The organism is Castellaniella sp. (assembly GCF_047971665.1).
Classification (GTDB): Bacteria; Pseudomonadota; Gammaproteobacteria; order Burkholderiales; family Burkholderiaceae_B; genus Castellaniella.
In genome coordinates this window covers 1-17,146 of the sequence record NZ_JBKEAA010000027.1, presented here as the reverse complement: position 1 = coordinate 17,146, position 17,146 = coordinate 1, and the positions used below count along the sequence as shown (strand labels likewise).

Annotated in this window: 13 protein-coding genes, 1 tRNA gene and 1 pseudogene; 12 read left to right on the top strand and 3 right to left on the bottom strand. The window is 63.9% G+C overall.

Annotation, left to right across the window (positions count from 1 at the left end; all coding sequences use genetic code 11):
• The first annotated feature begins 116 nt into the window (after positions 1-116).
• Positions 117-1,004 carry a pirin family protein gene (locus tag ACK5JE_RS10645; protein WP_416801818.1) on the top strand — a complete coding sequence of 296 codons (888 nt, stop codon included), beginning with the start codon at positions 117-119 and terminating at the stop codon, positions 1,002-1,004.
• A gap of 155 nt (positions 1,005-1,159) precedes the next feature.
• Here the strand turns inward: ACK5JE_RS10645 and ACK5JE_RS10640 are convergent, their stop codons facing one another.
• On the bottom strand, positions 1,160-1,618 hold the full coding sequence (locus tag ACK5JE_RS10640) for an Lrp/AsnC family transcriptional regulator (RefSeq protein ID WP_416801681.1): 459 nt from the start codon (positions 1,616-1,618) through the stop codon (positions 1,160-1,162).
• 110 nt (positions 1,619-1,728) lie between these two features.
• Between ACK5JE_RS10640 and ACK5JE_RS10635 the strand changes: the two genes are divergently transcribed.
• The 3 genes and pseudogenes from ACK5JE_RS10635 (at position 1,729) to ACK5JE_RS10625 (ending at position 7,804) form a co-directional block, all read left to right on the top strand.
• The gene (locus tag ACK5JE_RS10635; RefSeq protein WP_416801680.1) at positions 1,729-5,328 is read left to right on the top strand and encodes an indolepyruvate ferredoxin oxidoreductase family protein; all 3,600 of its coding nucleotides are present in this window, start codon (positions 1,729-1,731) and stop codon (positions 5,326-5,328) included.
• Positions 5,329-5,430: 102 nt separating this feature from the next.
• Positions 5,431-6,231 carry an AraC family transcriptional regulator gene (locus ACK5JE_RS10630; RefSeq protein ID WP_416801679.1) on the top strand — a complete coding sequence of 267 codons (801 nt, stop codon included), beginning with the start codon at positions 5,431-5,433 and terminating at the stop codon, positions 6,229-6,231.
• Positions 6,232-6,404: 173 nt separating this feature from the next.
• Positions 6,405-7,804: pseudogene (locus tag ACK5JE_RS10625) on the top strand (amidase).
• Between the two features lie 42 nt (positions 7,805-7,846).
• Here the strand turns inward: ACK5JE_RS10625 and ACK5JE_RS10620 are convergent.
• A tRNA-Gly gene (locus ACK5JE_RS10620) sits at positions 7,847-7,920 on the bottom strand.
• Positions 7,921-8,005: 85 nt separating this feature from the next.
• Between ACK5JE_RS10620 and trmB the strand changes: the two genes are divergently transcribed.
• The 4 genes from trmB to bfr all read left to right on the top strand — a co-directional run bounded on the left by trmB (position 8,006) and on the right by bfr (position 10,472).
• Positions 8,006-8,758, top strand: coding sequence for a tRNA (guanosine(46)-N7)-methyltransferase TrmB (trmB, locus tag ACK5JE_RS10615; RefSeq protein ID WP_416801678.1), 753 nt, complete (start codon positions 8,006-8,008; stop codon positions 8,756-8,758).
• The gene (gene pip / locus ACK5JE_RS10610; protein WP_416801817.1) at positions 8,755-9,696 is read left to right on the top strand and encodes a prolyl aminopeptidase; all 942 of its coding nucleotides are present in this window, start codon (positions 8,755-8,757) and stop codon (positions 9,694-9,696) included. The genes trmB and pip overlap by 4 nt, the downstream gene beginning before the upstream one ends.
• A gap of 19 nt (positions 9,697-9,715) precedes the next feature.
• Positions 9,716-9,916: a sulfur carrier protein ThiS gene (gene thiS, locus ACK5JE_RS10605; protein ID WP_416801816.1), complete on the top strand. Its 201-nt coding sequence runs from the start codon at positions 9,716-9,718 to the stop codon at positions 9,914-9,916.
• A 91-nt stretch (positions 9,917-10,007) separates the two neighbouring features.
• Complete coding sequence (gene bfr, locus ACK5JE_RS10600; RefSeq protein WP_416801677.1) at positions 10,008-10,472, top strand: bacterioferritin; 465 nt, start codon at positions 10,008-10,010, stop codon at positions 10,470-10,472.
• A 40-nt stretch (positions 10,473-10,512) separates the two neighbouring features.
• Here bfr and ffh read toward each other — a convergent pair whose 3' ends face one another.
• On the bottom strand, positions 10,513-11,928 hold the full coding sequence (gene ffh, locus ACK5JE_RS10595; RefSeq protein ID WP_416801676.1) for a signal recognition particle protein: 1,416 nt from the start codon (positions 11,926-11,928) through the stop codon (positions 10,513-10,515).
• Positions 11,929-12,022: 94 nt separating this feature from the next.
• Between ffh and ACK5JE_RS10590 the strand changes: the two genes are divergently transcribed.
• The 4 genes from ACK5JE_RS10590 to ACK5JE_RS10575 all read left to right on the top strand — a co-directional run.
• Positions 12,023-12,874 (top strand): cytochrome C assembly family protein, encoded by an 852-nt coding sequence (locus tag ACK5JE_RS10590; RefSeq protein WP_416801675.1) that lies wholly within the window; start codon positions 12,023-12,025, stop codon positions 12,872-12,874.
• Positions 12,867-13,115, top strand: coding sequence for a PP0621 family protein (locus ACK5JE_RS10585; RefSeq protein WP_416801674.1), 249 nt, complete (start codon positions 12,867-12,869; stop codon positions 13,113-13,115). The genes ACK5JE_RS10590 and ACK5JE_RS10585 overlap by 8 nt, the downstream gene beginning before the upstream one ends.
• A 21-nt stretch (positions 13,116-13,136) precedes the next feature.
• Positions 13,137-13,727, top strand: coding sequence for a 1,6-anhydro-N-acetylmuramyl-L-alanine amidase AmpD (ampD, locus tag ACK5JE_RS10580; RefSeq protein ID WP_416801673.1), 591 nt, complete (start codon positions 13,137-13,139; stop codon positions 13,725-13,727).
• A gap of 406 nt (positions 13,728-14,133) precedes the next feature.
• The coding region (locus tag ACK5JE_RS10575) for an autotransporter outer membrane beta-barrel domain-containing protein (RefSeq protein WP_416801672.1) at positions 14,134-17,146 on the top strand (3,013 nt) is incomplete at its 3' end.

Genomic DNA, 17,146 nt, shown 5'->3' with positions numbered 1-17,146 from the left:
TGAGAGTGATTATTGTGGGCTATTCATAATATCGTTCCAAATTCATAATTTCCCCATGTTCAACGCCTGCCGCGTCCCGAGGGACCCTCAGGCCTGTCGCAAGGAGAAACGTCATGCTGAAGAAAGTCCTTGGTGTCTACGAAGCCCCGCGCCCCCACTGGGTCGGAAACGGCTTTCCCGTGCGTTCGCTGTTCAGCTACAGCAACCACGGCAAGGCGCTGAGCCCCTTCCTGCTGCTCGACCATGCCGGTCCCCAGCACTTCACGCCCACCACCGGACGGCGCGGCGTGGGGGAACACCCGCATCGTGGCTTCGAGACCGTGACCATCGTCTACGAAGGTGAAGTGGCGCACCACGACTCCACGGGCGCCGGCGGCACCATCGGCCCCGGCGATGTGCAGTGGATGACGGCGGCCTCGGGGATTCTGCATGAGGAATACCATGCCGAATCCTTTGCCAAACGCGGCGGCCCGCTGGAAATGGTGCAGCTGTGGGTCAACCTGCCGGCCCGGGACAAAATGTCCGCCCCCGGCTACCAGACCCTGCCGAGCACGGACATCCCGCAGGTCGATCTGTCTGACGGCGTCGGCCACCTGCGCGTCATCGCCGGCAGCTACGGCGACAGCCGGGGCCCCGCACGGACGTTCACGCCGATCGATGTCTGGGATGTCCGGCTCCATGCCGGCGCCACAACCGAACTCGTGGCGGTGCCGGGGCGCTCACTGGCGCTGGTGGTGCTGCATGGCACCGTGCGGGTCAACGGGCAGGAGATCGCCCGCGAGGGTCAACTGGTGCACATGGATCGGGCGGCCGACACCGTGCATCTGGAGGCCAACGGCGAAGTCACGCTGCTGTGGCTGTCGGGCGAACCGATCGATGAGCCGGTGGTCGGCTACGGTCCGTTCGTCATGAACAGCGAAGAGGAAATCCGGCAGGCGCTGGAGGACTTCAACAGCGGCCGGTTCGGTCGCATTCCGACGGCTGAAACCGCGCTGAACCGCTGAGCAAGCGGCATGGCCGGCCCGTGTGATTCTGCGGGCCGGCGGCGAAGACCGTTGCAATATCGCACCACAAAGACCCGGGCCATTGAGACACCGGGCCATTGATATCTCGGACGGCCAGAGATCCCGGAGCGCGACGGGATCGACCCGACATCCCGTCACACATCGAAGGGCAAGCACACCTCGTGCTTGATTTCCCGCAGGGACACGATGGTGCGCGTCTGCCGCACCCCCTGCATATTGAACAGGAACCGGTGCAGGAACCGGTCGTAGGCCTCGGGGTTGGACACCAGCACCTTGAGCAGATAATCGGCGTCGCCCGTGACGGCATAGCACTCCAGGATCTCGGGTGCATCGCGCACCGTCCGCTCGAAATTCTCGACCACCTGAGTCGAATGCCGTTCCAGGCTGATCTGCGTGAACATGCAACCTTGCAGCCCCACCGCGCCACGATTCACCTGCGCGGCGTAACCCTGAATGACACCGTTCTTTTCCAGGGCCTTGACCCGACGCCAGACCGGCGCCGCCGACAGGTCGACCGCATCGGACAACTGCTGGGCGGATGCACGACCATCCTTTTGCAGAGCCTTCAATATTTTCAGGTCTGTTTTGTCCAAAATAGTCTCGATATGAAATATTCATTTCGTTTATTAGGGATTTTACTCTGCCTTGACGCGATAAACCCCACGGCCATTCTGCCTATCATGAATTCATCCCCGGAGGCCGTATGGATACGCACGAAACCGACATGACCTACAGGCTGCAAGACAGCCTGACGTCCACACAGGGCAGAATCTTTCTCACTGGTTCCCAGGCGCTGGTGCGCCTGCTGCTCTCGCAACGCCAGGCCGACAAAGCGGCCGGCCTGAACACGGCGGGCTTCGTCACCGGCTACCGCGGCTCACCGCTGGGCGGGGTGGACATGGCGCTGTGGCGCGTCCAGCAACTTCTGGATGCTCACGACATCCATTTTCTGCCAGCCGTCAATGAGGACCTGGGTGCCACCATGGTCATGGGCACGCAACAGGCCGGCGCCCACGAGGACCGCACCGTCGATGGCGTCTTTGCCCTCTGGTACGGCAAGGGGCCCGGGCTGGATCGCGCAGGCGATGCATTGCACCACGGCAACGCCGCCGGCGCCTCGGCGCATGGCGGCGTGTTGCTGGTGGTGGGCGACGATCATATCGCCGCTTCATCGTCGATCCCTCATGCCAGCGAAACCTCCCTGATCGGCTGGCGCATTCCGGTCGTCCACCCGGCTTCCGTCGAGGAATACGAGTATTTTGGCCGCTGGGGCTGGGCGCTGTCGCGCTACAGCGGTGCCTGGGTCGCCTTCAAGGCGGTGACGGAAACCGTCGAAAGCGCCCGCTCCTATACCCTGACGCCGATTCCCGATTTCGCCACGCCCGAATCCGATCCGCACCGCGGAGCCGTCCCCTACAGCGCGCGGGAATTCCTGACGCCGGAAATCGAGTCCCGCATGGCCCGCCGCATCGAGGCGGTCAAGGCGTTCTCCCGGCAGCACCGCCTCGACCGGCTGGTCCGCCCGGCCCCCGACGCGACCCTGGGCCTCATTTCCACCGGCAAGGCGTTCCTGGATACGGAAGACGCGCTCGATGCCCTGACCGATCGCGATACCCACACCACCCCGCCCGCCTTGCGCCATTACAAGATCGGCCTGAGCTGGCCCATCGATGCGCAGGGCCTGCTGGACTTTGCGCAAGGTCTGGACCACATCCTGGTGGTGGAAGAAAAAGCGCCCGTCATCGAAGGCCAGGTCAAGGATATTCTGTTCAACCTGCCGACGCGCCCCTCCGTCAGCGGCCAGCACGGGCTGGATGGGCAGCCCCTGCTGCCGCGCGAAGGACAGCTGAGCCCGGGCACGGTCCTGCAGGCACTGGAGCGGTGGCTGACGCAGGCGAGCTTCGGGCCGGACACAGCGCCGGCGACCGCACCGCACCCAGTCGATATCGTCCCGCATTCAGTCGACACCGTCCTGCATCCGGTCGACACCACGCCGCAACAGAGCGAGGCTTTCAGCGCCCTTGAGACCCGCCGTGCCGGCGCCGATGCTGGCGCACCAGTCCCCGATCCCGCCTCGACGCTGACCCGCCGTCCCTACTTCTGTTCGGGCTGTCCGCACAACACCTCGACCAAGGTGCCCGAAGGCAGTCAGGCGCTGGCCGGCGTGGGCTGTCACTACATGGCCACCTGGATGGACCGCGACACGAGCGGCCTGACACAGATGGGCGGCGAAGGCGTCGACTGGATCGGCCTGTCGCGCTTCACGCGCCGACCGCATGTCTTCCAGAACATGGGCGAGGGCACGTACTTTCATTCCGGCTACATGGCCATCCGCCAGGCAGTCGCGGCCCAGGCCCGCATCACCTACAAGATCCTGTTCAATGACGCGGTCGCCATGACCGGCGGCCAGCCTGTCGACGGCAAAATCTCTGTGCCCGGCATCTGCCAGCAACTCAAAGGCGAAGGGGTCGCGCGCGTGGTGGTCACGACCGACGACCCGGCCCGCTATCGAGGCGTCAGGCTGCCGGAGGGCGTGACCGTCCATCCCCGCGAGGAACTGGACGCCTTGCAGCGCGAACTGCGCGATACCGAAGGCGTCACGGTCCTGATCCACGACCAGGTGTGCGCAGCAGAAAAACGCCGTCGGCGCAAAAAGAAAATCCTGGAAGAACCCGCCCGCCGCCTGTTCATCAACACCGCGGTCTGCGAAGGCTGCGGCGACTGCGGCACGCAATCGAACTGCCTGTCGCTCGTGCCGGTGGAAACCCCCTTCGGACGCAAACGGGCCATCGACCAGTCCAGTTGCAACAAGGACAACACCTGTGTCAACGGCTTCTGTCCGAGCTTCGTGTCGGTCATCGGCGGCACACCACGCAAATCCGCCAGCAGCCGCGCCGCCGACCCGGCCCGGCGTCGCGCCCTGATCGCGGAACTGCCGCAGCCGGAGTGGCACACCGACAAGCGCCACTGCAATATCCTGGTCGTCGGCATCGGCGGCACCGGCGTCATCACCGTGGGCGCCATCCTGACCATGGCGGCCCATCTCGAAGGCCGCGCCGCGAGCGTGCTGGATATCACGGGCCTGTCGCAGAAAGGCGGCGCCGTCATCAGCCATGTACGGCTCGCGCCCGGCGACCACGCCCCGGGCGCCGTGCGCATCGGCCCGAACGAGGCGGACGTCGCGATCCTCTGCGATGTGGTGGCGGCGTGTCAGCCCGACGCGCTGCAGGCGCTCAGGCGCAAAGGGTGCCAGGTGACGCTCAATACCTATCTCGCCCCCACCCCGGAGTTCACCCGCGATGCGCAGGCCGAACAGGACCCCGCCGGACTGATCGAGATGATCCGCCGCACCACGCAGTGTGGCGACGAGGCCTTGCTGGATGCCCATGCACTGGCCCGCGAGCAGTTGGGCGACAGCATTCTGGCCAACATGATGATGCTGGGCCATGCATGGCAACGCGGCGCCGTGCCATTGAGCGAGGCGGCGATCATGCGCGCGCTGGAACTGAACGGGGTCGAAGTCGAGGCCAACAAGACAGCATTCGGACTGGGTCGGCTGGCCGCGGCCAGGCCCGAGACACTGGGCGTGGCCGCGCCGGTTCGCGAACAGGCCATCGTTGTGCACATGCCCGAACCGCTGTCCGTCGTGACCGGGCGCTTTGGTCGTGAACTGGCGGCCTACCAGGACGAAGCCTGCGCGCGGCGCTATCAGGACGCGGTCGCGCGGATCGAGGCGGCCGAACAAGCGCTGTTTCCCGGGGGACGACCCAGGCTGGCCCTGGCGGTGGCGCGCTCGCTGTACAAACTCATGGCGGTCAAGGACGAGTACGAAGTAGCGCGCCTCTACACCAACGGTGCATTCCGCAAACAGCTGGAGGCCGAATTCGAGGGCGACTACACCCTGCGCTTTCATCTGGCGCCGCCGCTGCTGGCCCGCCGCGACCCACACACTGGCAAACCACGCAAGATCACGCTGGGCCCCGCCACCGAGACTCTCTTCCGGATCCTGGCGCGCTGCAAAAGAATCCGCGGTACCTGGATGGATCCCTTTTCATATACCGCGGAGCGCCGCCTGGAGCGCGATCTGTGCCGGGCTTACTTCGCCCGCCTGGATGACTGGGCGGCCGGCCTGTCGCATGGAAACTACCGCCAGATCGTGGAACTGGCTGCGATGCCTCAATCGGTGCGCGGTTTCGGACATGTCAAGGAAGGCGCGGCACGCGCCTGTCTGGACAAACTGAAGACGCCGCCGCCCCACGCAACGCATGACGGAAACGACCCGCCCCTTGAGCGGTCGGCCTGACCGCGACGGGTATTCACGGATTCTTTCACCGAGGCGATTCCTGTTTAATGCAAAGGTTTGGGGCCTTGACGGAACCGAGCGCAGCAAAGTCACCGAGGTGATATGGCCATCAGCACGGTCGGAGCGGTCGAGATCAGCAAGATGGCCGCACCCCTGCACTGGTGGTCGCGCGACCCGGCGCATCTGCGCCGCGCCCCTGACGATGATCTGTGGATCGGTTACATGACGGGCGGCAACGCCGTCATGCGCCAGCGGGGCCGGGAGGCGCGCCTGAGCAAGGGCGCGCTGATGCTGTATGACGCAGCCCGTCCCTTTGACATCACCCTGGAGACAAACGGGATCTATCTGCTGCGGCTTCCCCGGCGATCTCTGTTGCAACGCTGCCCCGGCGCTGACCAGATGGCTGTGCATGTGATCGACGACCTCCAGCCGGCCGCCGCGCCGCTGCGGACGATGATCGAGCATGCCGCCACCACGGATCTCACCAGGATGCGGACCGGCGCCGCAGCGCAGCTCGGCAGCACCTTGCTGGATCTGGTCGCCGTCGCGCTCGAAATCCAGATGGGCGAGGTCGAGCCGGCCAGCGAGCGCGACCTCTACAGCAAGGTATCGGACTATATCCAGCGCCACTATGAGGATCCGGATCTTCATCTCGAGCGCCTGGCAGCCGCGCATCACGTTTCTTCCCGCACCATCACCCGGGCGTTCGCGCGCCGCCAGCGGACCGCCATGGGCATGGTCTGGCAACTGCGCCTCGAGGCCAGTCACCGCGCATTGATCGAGGGCCGGTCCCGCAGCGTGACCGAGGCCGCCTTCGACCACGGTTTCTCGGATGCCTCGCACTTCAGCCGGGCGTTTCGCAAGACATTCGGCTATGCGCCCCACACCCTGATCCGCTCTTGAGGGCGCTACCGCCCGGCTCCCTGGCATTTGTCCCCGCCTGTCCTTCAGAGACCACCGGGGCGTCCCTCCCAGAACAGCAGCACCGCTGATCCTGCCGTTAACTGGTAAACGGCGGGCAGGTTCCCACGGGCATGCCTGATCGTTCAACCTGATCACGCCCCAGGAGCAAAGACATGGCGGACCACGCGCTTCACTCTCTCAGCCTGCTGGAAGCAGGCCGGCTGATCCAGTCCCGTGAACTCTCATCGATGGAAGTCACCCAGGCGATGCTGGCGCGGATCGACGCCATCGACCCCCGGCTTCAGAGCTATGTGACGGTCTTGCGCGAGCAGGCCCTGGCCGAGGCGCAGCAATCCGATGATGAAATAGCGAAGGGACGGGTCTGCGGACCATTGCATGGCGTCCCGCTCGCGGTCAAGGACTTGTTCTGGACCCGGAATGCGCCGACCACGCATGGCAGCCGATCAACCGGCAATTCATGGCTCAGGACGATGCCACGGTCGTCAGCCGGCTGCACGATGCCGGCGCCGTGCTTCTGGGAAAACTGCAACAGACCGAGGGAGCATTCGCCGATCACCATCCCGATGTGCCACCGCCCCTCAATCCGTGGGGCGACGCGCTCTGGTCGGGCGCATCCTCGAGCGGCTCCGGCGTCGCCTCAGCGGCGGGTCTTTGCTTTGGCGCGCTGGGAACCGATACCGGCGGCTCGATCCGCTTTCCTTCAGCGGCCAATGGCGTGACCGGCCTGAAGCCCACATGGGGCCGCGTCAGCCGCTATGGCGCATGCGAGCTGGCCGCGTCGATGGACCACATCGGCCCGCTGGCGCGCAGCGCCGCCGACGCAGGCGCCATTCTGCAGACGATCGCCGGCAGCGATCCCAAGGACCCCACGGCAAGCCACGAGGCGGTGCCCGACTACCTGACACTCATGACCCGCGGCCTCACCGGACTGCGCGTCGGCGTCGACCCGGCCTGGTCGATCGATCGCGTCGACGAGGCCACCCGCGCCGTGCTCAACGAGGTGCTCGAGGTCGTCGCCCACATGGGTGGCACGGTGGTGAACATTCAGTTTCCTGATTCCGACCAGGCGGCGCATGACTGGGTGCCGCTGTGCGGCGTCGAGACCGCCGTCTATCACGAGTCCACCTTCCCTGCGCGGCGCGACGAATACGGCCCCGGGCTGGCGGGCCTGATCGACACCGGGCGCCAGACCAGCGGCATGGATTATCAAAAACTGCTGCTCAGGCGCGCGGACTTCCGTGGCCGGGTCAATGCGCTTTTCTGCGATGTCGACCTGATCCTGGCCCCCGTGACGGTCGAATCCGCCCTGACCGTGACGCGGATGCTGCAGCTCGGCACGGATCCCGATCTTTTCAACGGTACCTTGCGCTATACGTGCCCATTCGATTTGAGCGGTCATCCCACCATCACGATGCCCGGAGGGTTCACGAAAAGCGGCGCGCCGGTGGCCTTCCAGTTCATCGCCACCCATTTTGGCGAGGCCAACCTGGTGCGCGCTGGCTGGGCCTACCGACAGGCGACGGACTGGCACAGGCGCCATCCCGCGGGGTGATCGCGCAGTGAATGTCGGTCGAGGTTCTGAATGCCGCTGGGATGGAGCGGGTGATGGGAATCGAACCCACGCTTGAGGCTTGGGAAGCCGCCGTTCTACCATTGAACTACACCCGCACCGAGCAAAGCCGGTGACGCACAGAGATTCGTTGGTAAAATCGTAATCAGCAAATCCCTTGCAGCCCAATATTTTAGCAGCATTTTGAACCTGTCCAAATCTCCTCCGCCCATCGTGACGGCCCAGACCCCCTCGGGCAGCACGCACATCCGCAGCTTCGTCCATCGCCGCGCCCACATCACCCCCAGTCAGGAGCAGGCGATCGCCGAATGGCTGCCGCGCTGGTCTATCCGCTATCAGGACGCACCCATCGACCTGTCCCAGGCCTTTGGCCGGACAGCCCCGGTGATCCTGGAAATCGGTTTCGGCATGGGCGAGACCACCCAGAAAATCGCCCAGGCCCGGCCCGGCGACGATTTCCTGGGGGTCGAGGTCTTCAACGCCGGCGTGGGCGCGCTGCTCAAGCGCATCCACGAAAACGCACTGGACAACATCCGCATCATCCAACATGATGCCGTCGAAGTGCTGCACGACATGATCGCTCCCGGATCGCTGGCCGGGGTGCATATCTACTTCCCGGACCCCTGGCCCAAAAAACGCCACCACAAGCGCCGGCTGATCCAGCCCGCTTTCATCGAGTTGCTGGCCAGCCGCATGGCGCCAGGCGCGTATCTGCATTGCGCCACGGATTGGGAACACTACGCTCAGCAGATGCTGGAAGTCCTGTCGGCGACGCCCTCGCTGCAAAACACCTGCGCGGACTATGCGCCCCGCCCCGACTACCGGCCGCTGACCAAATTCGAAACACGCGGCCTGCGTCTGGGCCATGGTGTCTGGGACCTGATTTTCACGCGCTGCTCCCCGGAGAACGCGCCCCTCTCATCGGAGACTGACTGATGTATCCAGAGATTCGGCCCTACGCGCAAGGCTTCATGGACGCCGGCCATGGCCACCGCATCTACTGGGAACTGTGCGGCAACCCGCAGGGAAAGCCGGCCGTGTTTCTGCACGGCGGCCCGGGCGCGGGCTGCTCCCCCAGCCACCGCCGCCTGTTCGATCCCGCGCGTTACAACGTCCTGCTGTTCGACCAGCGCGGCTGCGGCCGGTCGACGCCCTCGGCCAGCATCGAGCACAATACGACCTGGGATCTGGTCGCCGACATCGAGCGCCTGCGCATCGAGGTCCTGCGAGCCGACCACATGGTCGTCTTCGGCGGTTCCTGGGGCTCGACCCTGGCGCTGGCCTACGCCGAGACCCATCCGGAACGCGTCAATGCCCTGATCGTGCGCGGGATATTCCTGCTGCGCCAGGCGGAACTGCGCTGGTTCTACCAGGAAGGCGCGTCCTGGCTGTTTCCCGATTTGTGGGAAGGCTATCTGGCCCCGATCCCCGAGGCCGAGCGCCACGACCTGATGGCCGCCTATCGACGTCGCCTCACAGGCACGGACCCTCAGATCAGACTGCAGGCGGCACATGCCTGGACCCAGTGGGAAAGCCATACCATCAGCCTGCTGTCCAATCCGGCGCATCACAGCGCGCATGCGGCCGACCAGGCGGCGCTGGCGTTCGCCCGCATCGAGAACCACTATTTCGTGAACCACGGCTTCATGGAAGAAGGCCAGCTGCTGCACGACGCGCACAAGCTGGCCGGCATCCGCGGGGTGATCATCCAGGGCCGCTACGACGTCTGCACTCCGGCCAAATCGGCCTGGGACCTGCACGGCGTCTGGCCTCAGGCTGAATTCCAGATGATCCCCGACGCCGGACACGCCTTCGACGAGCCCGGGATCCTGACGCAATTGCTGGCCGCGACCGACCGCTATGCCAACGACTGAGGAGCTCTCCGCCATGAGCCTGAACATCCTGCTGAACGGCACCGCCACCGCCCTGGACGACGTGCGCACCATCCACGACCTGGTGGTGCACCTGGGCTATGAAGGCAAGCGCATCGCCGTGGAGCGCAATGGCGACATCGTGCCCCGCAGCCAGCATGCCCTGGCGCCGCTGTCCGAAGGCGACCACATCGAAATCGTCGTCGCCGTGGGCGGTGGATGATTCCAGGCGCGGAGGATGTCCAGGCAGCCGACCCGAGACATCCGCATGTGGCATACTTCCACCTAGTAGACGGATCCACCCGAGGAGCACCATGCAAGGCCATCCCGAAGTCATTGCCTACCTGACGGAACAACTGCGCGGCGAACTCGCGGCGCGTGACCAGTATTTTCTGCATTCACGCCGCTACCAGGACATGGGCCTGTCCAAACTGCACGCCCGCAGCGACCACGAGATGCAGGAGGAAACCCAACACGCCGACGTCCTGTTGCAGCGCCTGCTGATGCTCGAAGCCGAGCCCGACATGCGCCCCAGCGCGTTCAAGGCCGGCACGGACGTCCCCGGCATGCTGCACGCCGACCTCGAACTGGAATACGAGGTCCGGGCCTCGCTGCGCAAGGGCATCGCCATCTGCGAGACCCATGGTGACTACGTCACGCGCGACCTGCTGGTGGCGCAACTGGACGACACCGAATCCGATCACGCCTACTGGCTGGAAAAGCAGCTGGGCCTGATCGAAAAAGTCGGCCTGCAAAACTACCTGCAGTCGCAGACCTGATCACCCGCAGACGGGATGACCGCCGGCGCGCCTGGCGGGATCAGCGAAAACCGCCCCGTCCCAGGCCACCCAGGCCCTTCATTCCGCCCATGGCGCGCATCATCTTTGCCATGCCGCCCTTTTTCATCTGCTTCATCATGCCCTGCATCTGCTCGAACTGCTTGAGCAGCCGGTTCACCTCCTGGACCGGCACGCCCGAGCCAGTGGCAATGCGGCGCTTGCGCGAGGCCTTGATGAGCTCGGGACGGGCGCGTTCCAGCGGCGTCATGGAATTCAGAATGCCTTCTGTGCGCGCCAACTGCTTTTCCGCCTGACCGCCCTGCACTTGTGATGCGGCCTGGGCGAACTGCGTCGGCAGCTTTTCCAGCAGCGAGCCCATGTCGCCCAGCTTTTTGACCTGTTGCAGCTGATCGCGGAAATCATTCAGATCGAAGCGATCGCCGGATTTCATCCGCGCAGCAAGCTTTTGCGCCTCGGCGATGTCGATGTTCTTCTGGGCCTGCTCGACCAGCGACACGATGTCGCCCATGCCCAGGATGCGCTGGGCCATGCGTTCGGGATGGAAAGGCTCCAGCCCGTCGAGCTTTTCCGAGACACCGACGAACTTGAGCGGCTTGCCGGTGACCTGGCGCACCGACAGCGCCGCGCCGCCGCGCGCATCGCCGTCCAGCTTGGTCATGACCACGCCGGTCAGAGGCAGCGCATCGGAAAAGGCACGCGCCACGTTGACCGCATCCTGGCCCTGCATGGCATCGACCACGAACAGCGTCTCGATCGGCGAGAGCAGTTCGTGCAGCGCACGGATCTCGTCCATCATGGCCTGATCGATGCCCAGGCGGCCCGCCGTATCGACAATCAGCACCTCATAATGATGACGGCGTGCGTGATCCAGGGCGCCGCGCGCGATGTCCTGAGGTTTTTGAGTCGTCTCGGTCGGCAGGAAATCGACCCCGACCTGCGCCGCCACCGTGCGCAACTGGTCGATCGCGGCCGGACGATAGACGTCGGCGCTGACCACCAGCACTTTCTTGCGGCCGGTCTTGCGACCATGCTGAACGTGATTGCCCTCGGACAGCCACCCGGCCAGCTTGCCCGTGGTGGTGGTCTTGCCCGCGCCCTGCAGGCCGGCCATCAGGATCACGGCCGGCGGCTGCGCGGCCAGCGACAGCTCGCCGGCTTCGGCCCCCAGGTCGCCGCCCATCAGGGCGGTCAGTTCCTTGTGCACCACGCCGACCAGCGCCTGGCCCGGGTTCAGACTGCCCACAACCTCCTGGCCCAGGGCGGATTCCTTGACCCGCGCCACAAAATCGCGCACCACCGGCAGCGCCACGTCGGCCTCCAGCAATGCCATGCGCACCTCGCGCAGCATCTCCTGGGTGTTGGCCTCGGTCAGGCGGGCCTCGCCGCGCATGGTCTTGACGATGCGCGACAGGCGGGAAGTCAGGTTATCGAGCATGATGCCGTATCCGTAAAACTGGTTGATCCGTCGGCCTGCGCATAAAATGGATGCTTTTGGGGCGCGGCTTCACGCGCCGGACACCGACGGGACTATGTCAGTCAGCATTGTATTTCACTTGCTTGCCGCGCTGGCCTATGCCGTGCTGGGCATTGCCCTGTGGCGCCCTATTGCGCAGGCCAGTGATGTCCATCCCGCCGGCACCATCGGCCGCAGCTGCCTGCTGGGCGCCATCGCCCTGCATGGCATCGGCCTGGTTGCCGCCGTCATCGTGCCCACCGGCCTGCACCTGAGTTGGGCGCTGGCCCTTTCCACCGCCCTGTGGCTGGGCATGATCGTCTTCTGGATCGAGAATTTCCTGCTGCGCCTGGACAGCCTGCTGCTCCTGCTGCTGCCCATGGCGGCACTGGTCAGTCTGCTGTCGGCGCTTTTCCCCCATGGCTATCTGGTGCCCCATGCCGACAACGACTGGCTGCGCGTTCACCTGCTGATCGCCATGACAGCGTACGGCCTGATCACCGTGGCCGCCCTGCACGCCATGCTGATGACCGTACTGGACCGCCACCTGCACCGCCCCATCGAATCCGCTGGACAGCAAAGCGTGGTCAGCCGCGCCATGGGCGCCATGCCGCCGCTGCTGACACTGGAACAACTGCTGTTCCGCCTGATCTGGATCGGTTTCGGGGTGCTGACCCTGACCGTCCTGACCGGTATCATCGTCTCCCTGCGCCTGGGCGGCAACGCCCTGCCCATGGACCACAAGACCGTCTTTACCCTGCTATCCTGGACCACCTTCGGCGTACTGCTGGCAGGGCGCCACATTCAGGGCTGGCGCGGCCGCATCGCCCTGCGCTGGACGCTGACCGGCTTTGCCTTCCTGCTGCTGTCCTACACGGGCAGCCGGTTCGTCCTTGAAGTCATTCTGCAACGAGGCACTCTTGGGTAAATTCCTGCTCTGGACGATCATCATCCTGGCCGTCCTGTTTGTTTCCCGCATTCTGAGCCACCAAAAAGCCCAGGCGCGCCAGGCCGCCGCCCGCCGTCAGGCCGACGAGGCGAAAACCGCGTCCGAAACCATGGTGCGCTGCGCTCACTGCCAGATCTACCTGCCCCGGTCCGAGGCCTTCCAGAGCCAGGGCAAGACCTGGTGCAGCCCCGAGCATGCCCGGCTGGGCCTGGGCAAATAGCCGAAAGCCAAAGGTCGCAAGATGATGCCGGGGTCTCCTGAACCTGCGCTGTCCATCGGAACGAGCGGCTGGCTGGCCGCCGGCGCGGGGCTCCTGCGCCGCCCCTCGCCCAACCACGACGAGCGCCCCGACGAAGAGGCCCCCTACCTGCTGGTGATCCACAATATCAGCCTGCCACCCGGCGTATTCCAGGGCAACGCCATCATCGATTTCTTCCAGAACCGCCTGGATATCGATGCTCACCCCTGGTTCGACCACATTCGCGACCTGCGGGTCTCGGCCCATTTTCTGATCCGCAGGGACGGCGAGATCGTGCAGTTCGTGCCGACGACGCTGCGCGCGTGGCACGCGGGAATTTCGTCTTTCGAGGGCCGCGAGCGATGCAACGACTTCTCCATCGGCATCGAACTCGAGGGGACCGACACGCAGACCTTTACAGACGCGCAGTACACGCGACTGGCCGCGTTGACGGCCACCCTCCAGGCACGTCACCCGATCCGGGCGGTCCGGGGGCACGAGCATATTGCCCCTGGCAGAAAGACCGATCCAGGCCCGGGATTCGATTGGGACCGGTTCGCAAAAACCTTGAGACCGGAAACCGACCACCCCTGACGCCTGGCCGCTCTCCATGCCTGGAGGCCAAGGGCGCACTCATCCCATCTTGCCTGCGGGCACCTGCAAGACCGCCTTCCCCGACGGCTTGACCTGACTTCTCCTCTCACCCGCCCTTTGCGCGAATCGCCTGCGCGTCCTCCCAGCATCGAGCCCTTGGCCCCATCCGGCCTGATTCGGCAGATCATGCCAACGGTTTCTTGATCGCCTGCCTGGCTGCCGTTTGGCATGCATCACGCAAAAACAACATCGTTGGCAATGGTTGAATATTCAATCATTAATTAATGCAAATTTGACAATTGTTGAATTGTCCGGATTTGTTGCAAATGCTCTCATGTGTAAAAGCTTCCGTCTCAGGAAAGCAGTGCGTTGCGGTGAATACCGGCATCAATGTGCGCGCGAGCCCATGCGCACACATGAAAAAGATTCAGCCGGGCAGAAAAAGCAAACCCTTTGGGGGCTCACGGGGGCAAAATTGAATCATATCTACAAAACAAAGTGGAACAGTGCCCTGATGGCATGGGTCGCGTGTTCTGAACTCGTCGCCGGCAGAATAAAAACACGTTCCGTCGTGGCATCCCTGTTCCTCGCAGTCGCGTGCATGGCGCCCGTGCATTTTGCGACAGCCGCAGAATGCATGGCCAACGCCACAAGCGGAACCTATGTTCCCGCCGGATCAGGTTGCACCATTATCCCGGCCAACAATCCAAAACTGAGTGTCACCACAAACTCGATCGACCTCAACGATAATACAAGCCTTTTTATTATCAACAGGAACAACTCCGGCTCAACCACGGACACTGCCGGGGATATAGTCGTAACCGCGCTCAAGGAAAGCGGCGGATTCACTCTCGTCGCCAATCAATATCGGGTAGGCAAGAAACTCATTCTCAGGAATATCACCGGGACTTACAAATCCGCTGACAACACAATCGGTTTCGACACGTCCGATCTGAACAGCATCACGGCAAATGACGTCAAACTGACAGTCAATACGAATTATGCCGGCCTTAACTTCTCTGGCGGCGTGGGGGTCTACGGGTTATTGGCGGGCTCCTCCGTCAACTCCGGTGAAACAGACCCGGGCCATAATGGACAATTCACCACCATCGAAGTTGACAACCTGACCCTGGACCAAACCACAAGCGGTGGAGTCGTACCGATCCTCAACGCAGGCCTGCGCGCAATTCAAGGCGGCAAGGACGATCAAAACGGCAGCGCCGGCCAGATCATTGTCAACAAGACCCTGACCATGGATCTGAAAGGCCCGCGCATAGAAGGCATTTACGTCTCCGGAGCGTCTACCGATGCGTATGGCAATGAGGCCGTCTCCCAGGTCGTGCTCAAAGGAGACAGCTATATCACATTGACGCAACAAGGCAGCACCAACAACCAAGGCAGCACCAACAACCAAGGCAGCACCAACAACCAAAGCAGCGCCATCAAAATCGGCAAGAACCGCGCCATCGGCACAGGCAACGGGGTGGTCTTTTCCGAGGGCAAAATGACCATCGATGCCTCCGGCGCGATCGGCGATGCCATCAAGATATACGGCAGCAATTCTCTCCTCAAGGCGGATTACGCCAACAGCGCGACCACCGTGACGGCCAATCTGGATGTCATTGCCGTTGGCCCATCGGACTGGCAGGTGACTGGAAACAAGGAAGAAGAGAACAATCAGGTCTTTCTGAAAGACGCAAAACTGCAATCCATCACCGACACCGCCTCGATCGTCAAGGTTTACGACAACCAGAAGGATTTCAGTCTGAACGTCACGGGCGACAACACGGATATCGTTGCCCCGGCAAATGGCTGGTTGATACAGGCGGGCGTCGGCCAGAATGTGACGCGAGCGGGGAATACCACCGCCGTCTTTGATGGCCACGGAAAGATGCAAGGCCTGACGACGCTCAATCGAGCCAGCCTCGAGTTGACGCTGCGCAATGGATTTACCTGGAATCTCAGCCAGAGCAATGGAGACTGGACCTCATCGTTCACAAACCTGCAAATGCAGAGCGGCTCGACCGTCAATGCCTTCAACGGCGCGGGAACGGCGGCCTTCGTCATGCAGGGAAACGTGGATTCGAACGGATCGACACTGAGCATGAGCGATGGACACATCGGCGACAAGCTGACCATCGAGGGGAGCTACACCGGTCAGAAAGCCCGCCTGTTGGTGGATTCAGGCTGGAACAATCCGGATGTCCAGCAAAATGATCTGCTGATCATCCAGGGCACGGCGAGCGGGACAACCACGGTGTCTGTCCCCAACGGCATCATTGGCGATGTGACACAGAGCGACGTCGCCAAAAACGGCGCGTGGCTGGCGCCCGTCGTCTCCGTCCTGGAGCGCGACCTCGATCAGCCGAACACGTTCACAGGCACGGCCGAAACCACCAATGCCGGCCAGGCGCAACTCGTGCAGCGGACGGACGCCAATGGCGCCAGCAACAATTACTGGACGCTGTCGGCCAAAGTGCCGCAGCCCGAGACTGAACCCGAAGTCCCCATCTACACCCCCGGCACCTCGGGCTACGTGCAGATGTCGCGCATCGACCGCGAGATGGGGCTGGAGCAACTGGGCAAGCTGCACGAACGCGTGGGCGAGCAGCAGACCTGGGCCTGGGATGACTGTGGCATGGTGTGCGCGGATTACCGCGAGCGCACGGCGACGGGCAAACGGCCCCACCCGGTCTGGGGCCGTCTGAACGTCACCGACCTGAAGGAGCAGGGCGAGAACCGCTTCGGTTACGCCACCAAGGACAGTTTCATCCAGTTCGGCACCGATCTGCGGGTGCGCACGGATGAGGAGCGCAATCACCAGCACCTCGGCGTGATGGTGACCTACAGTCGGGGCGATCACGACTTCTACGACAGGTACCGCGCCGAGAACGGCGTGGTCACCGACCGCAAGCATGTGGGCACGGGCACGACCGACATGTACTCGCTGGGAGCCTACAGCACCTGGTACAGCGCCAACGGCACCTATCTGGACCTGGTGGGCAACCTCTCTGTCATCCACAACACCTACGACAGTTGCAGCGGTTCGGCCAGCCAGAACGGCTACGGGCTGGTCGTGTCGGTGGAGGTGGGCCGTCCGTGGCGGCTGGGCGACAGCCACTGGCAGATCGAGCCGCAGGCGCAGCTGTCCTATCAGTACGTGCACCTGAACGACTTCGATGACGATGTGCGCACGATCGACGAACAGAGCGGCGGCACCCTGCGCGGACGGATCGGCGCGCGGCTGGCCTACAACAACGACAACGGCGAGCAGCGCACCCACACGTTATACGTGACGGCCAACGTGCTGCATGACTTCACGTGCAACAAGTCCGAGGCGCTCATCGGGCGCGACGAGCTGCGCGAGACCTATCAGCGCACGTGGGGCGAGCTGGGCGTGGGCGCGCAGTTCCCGCTGG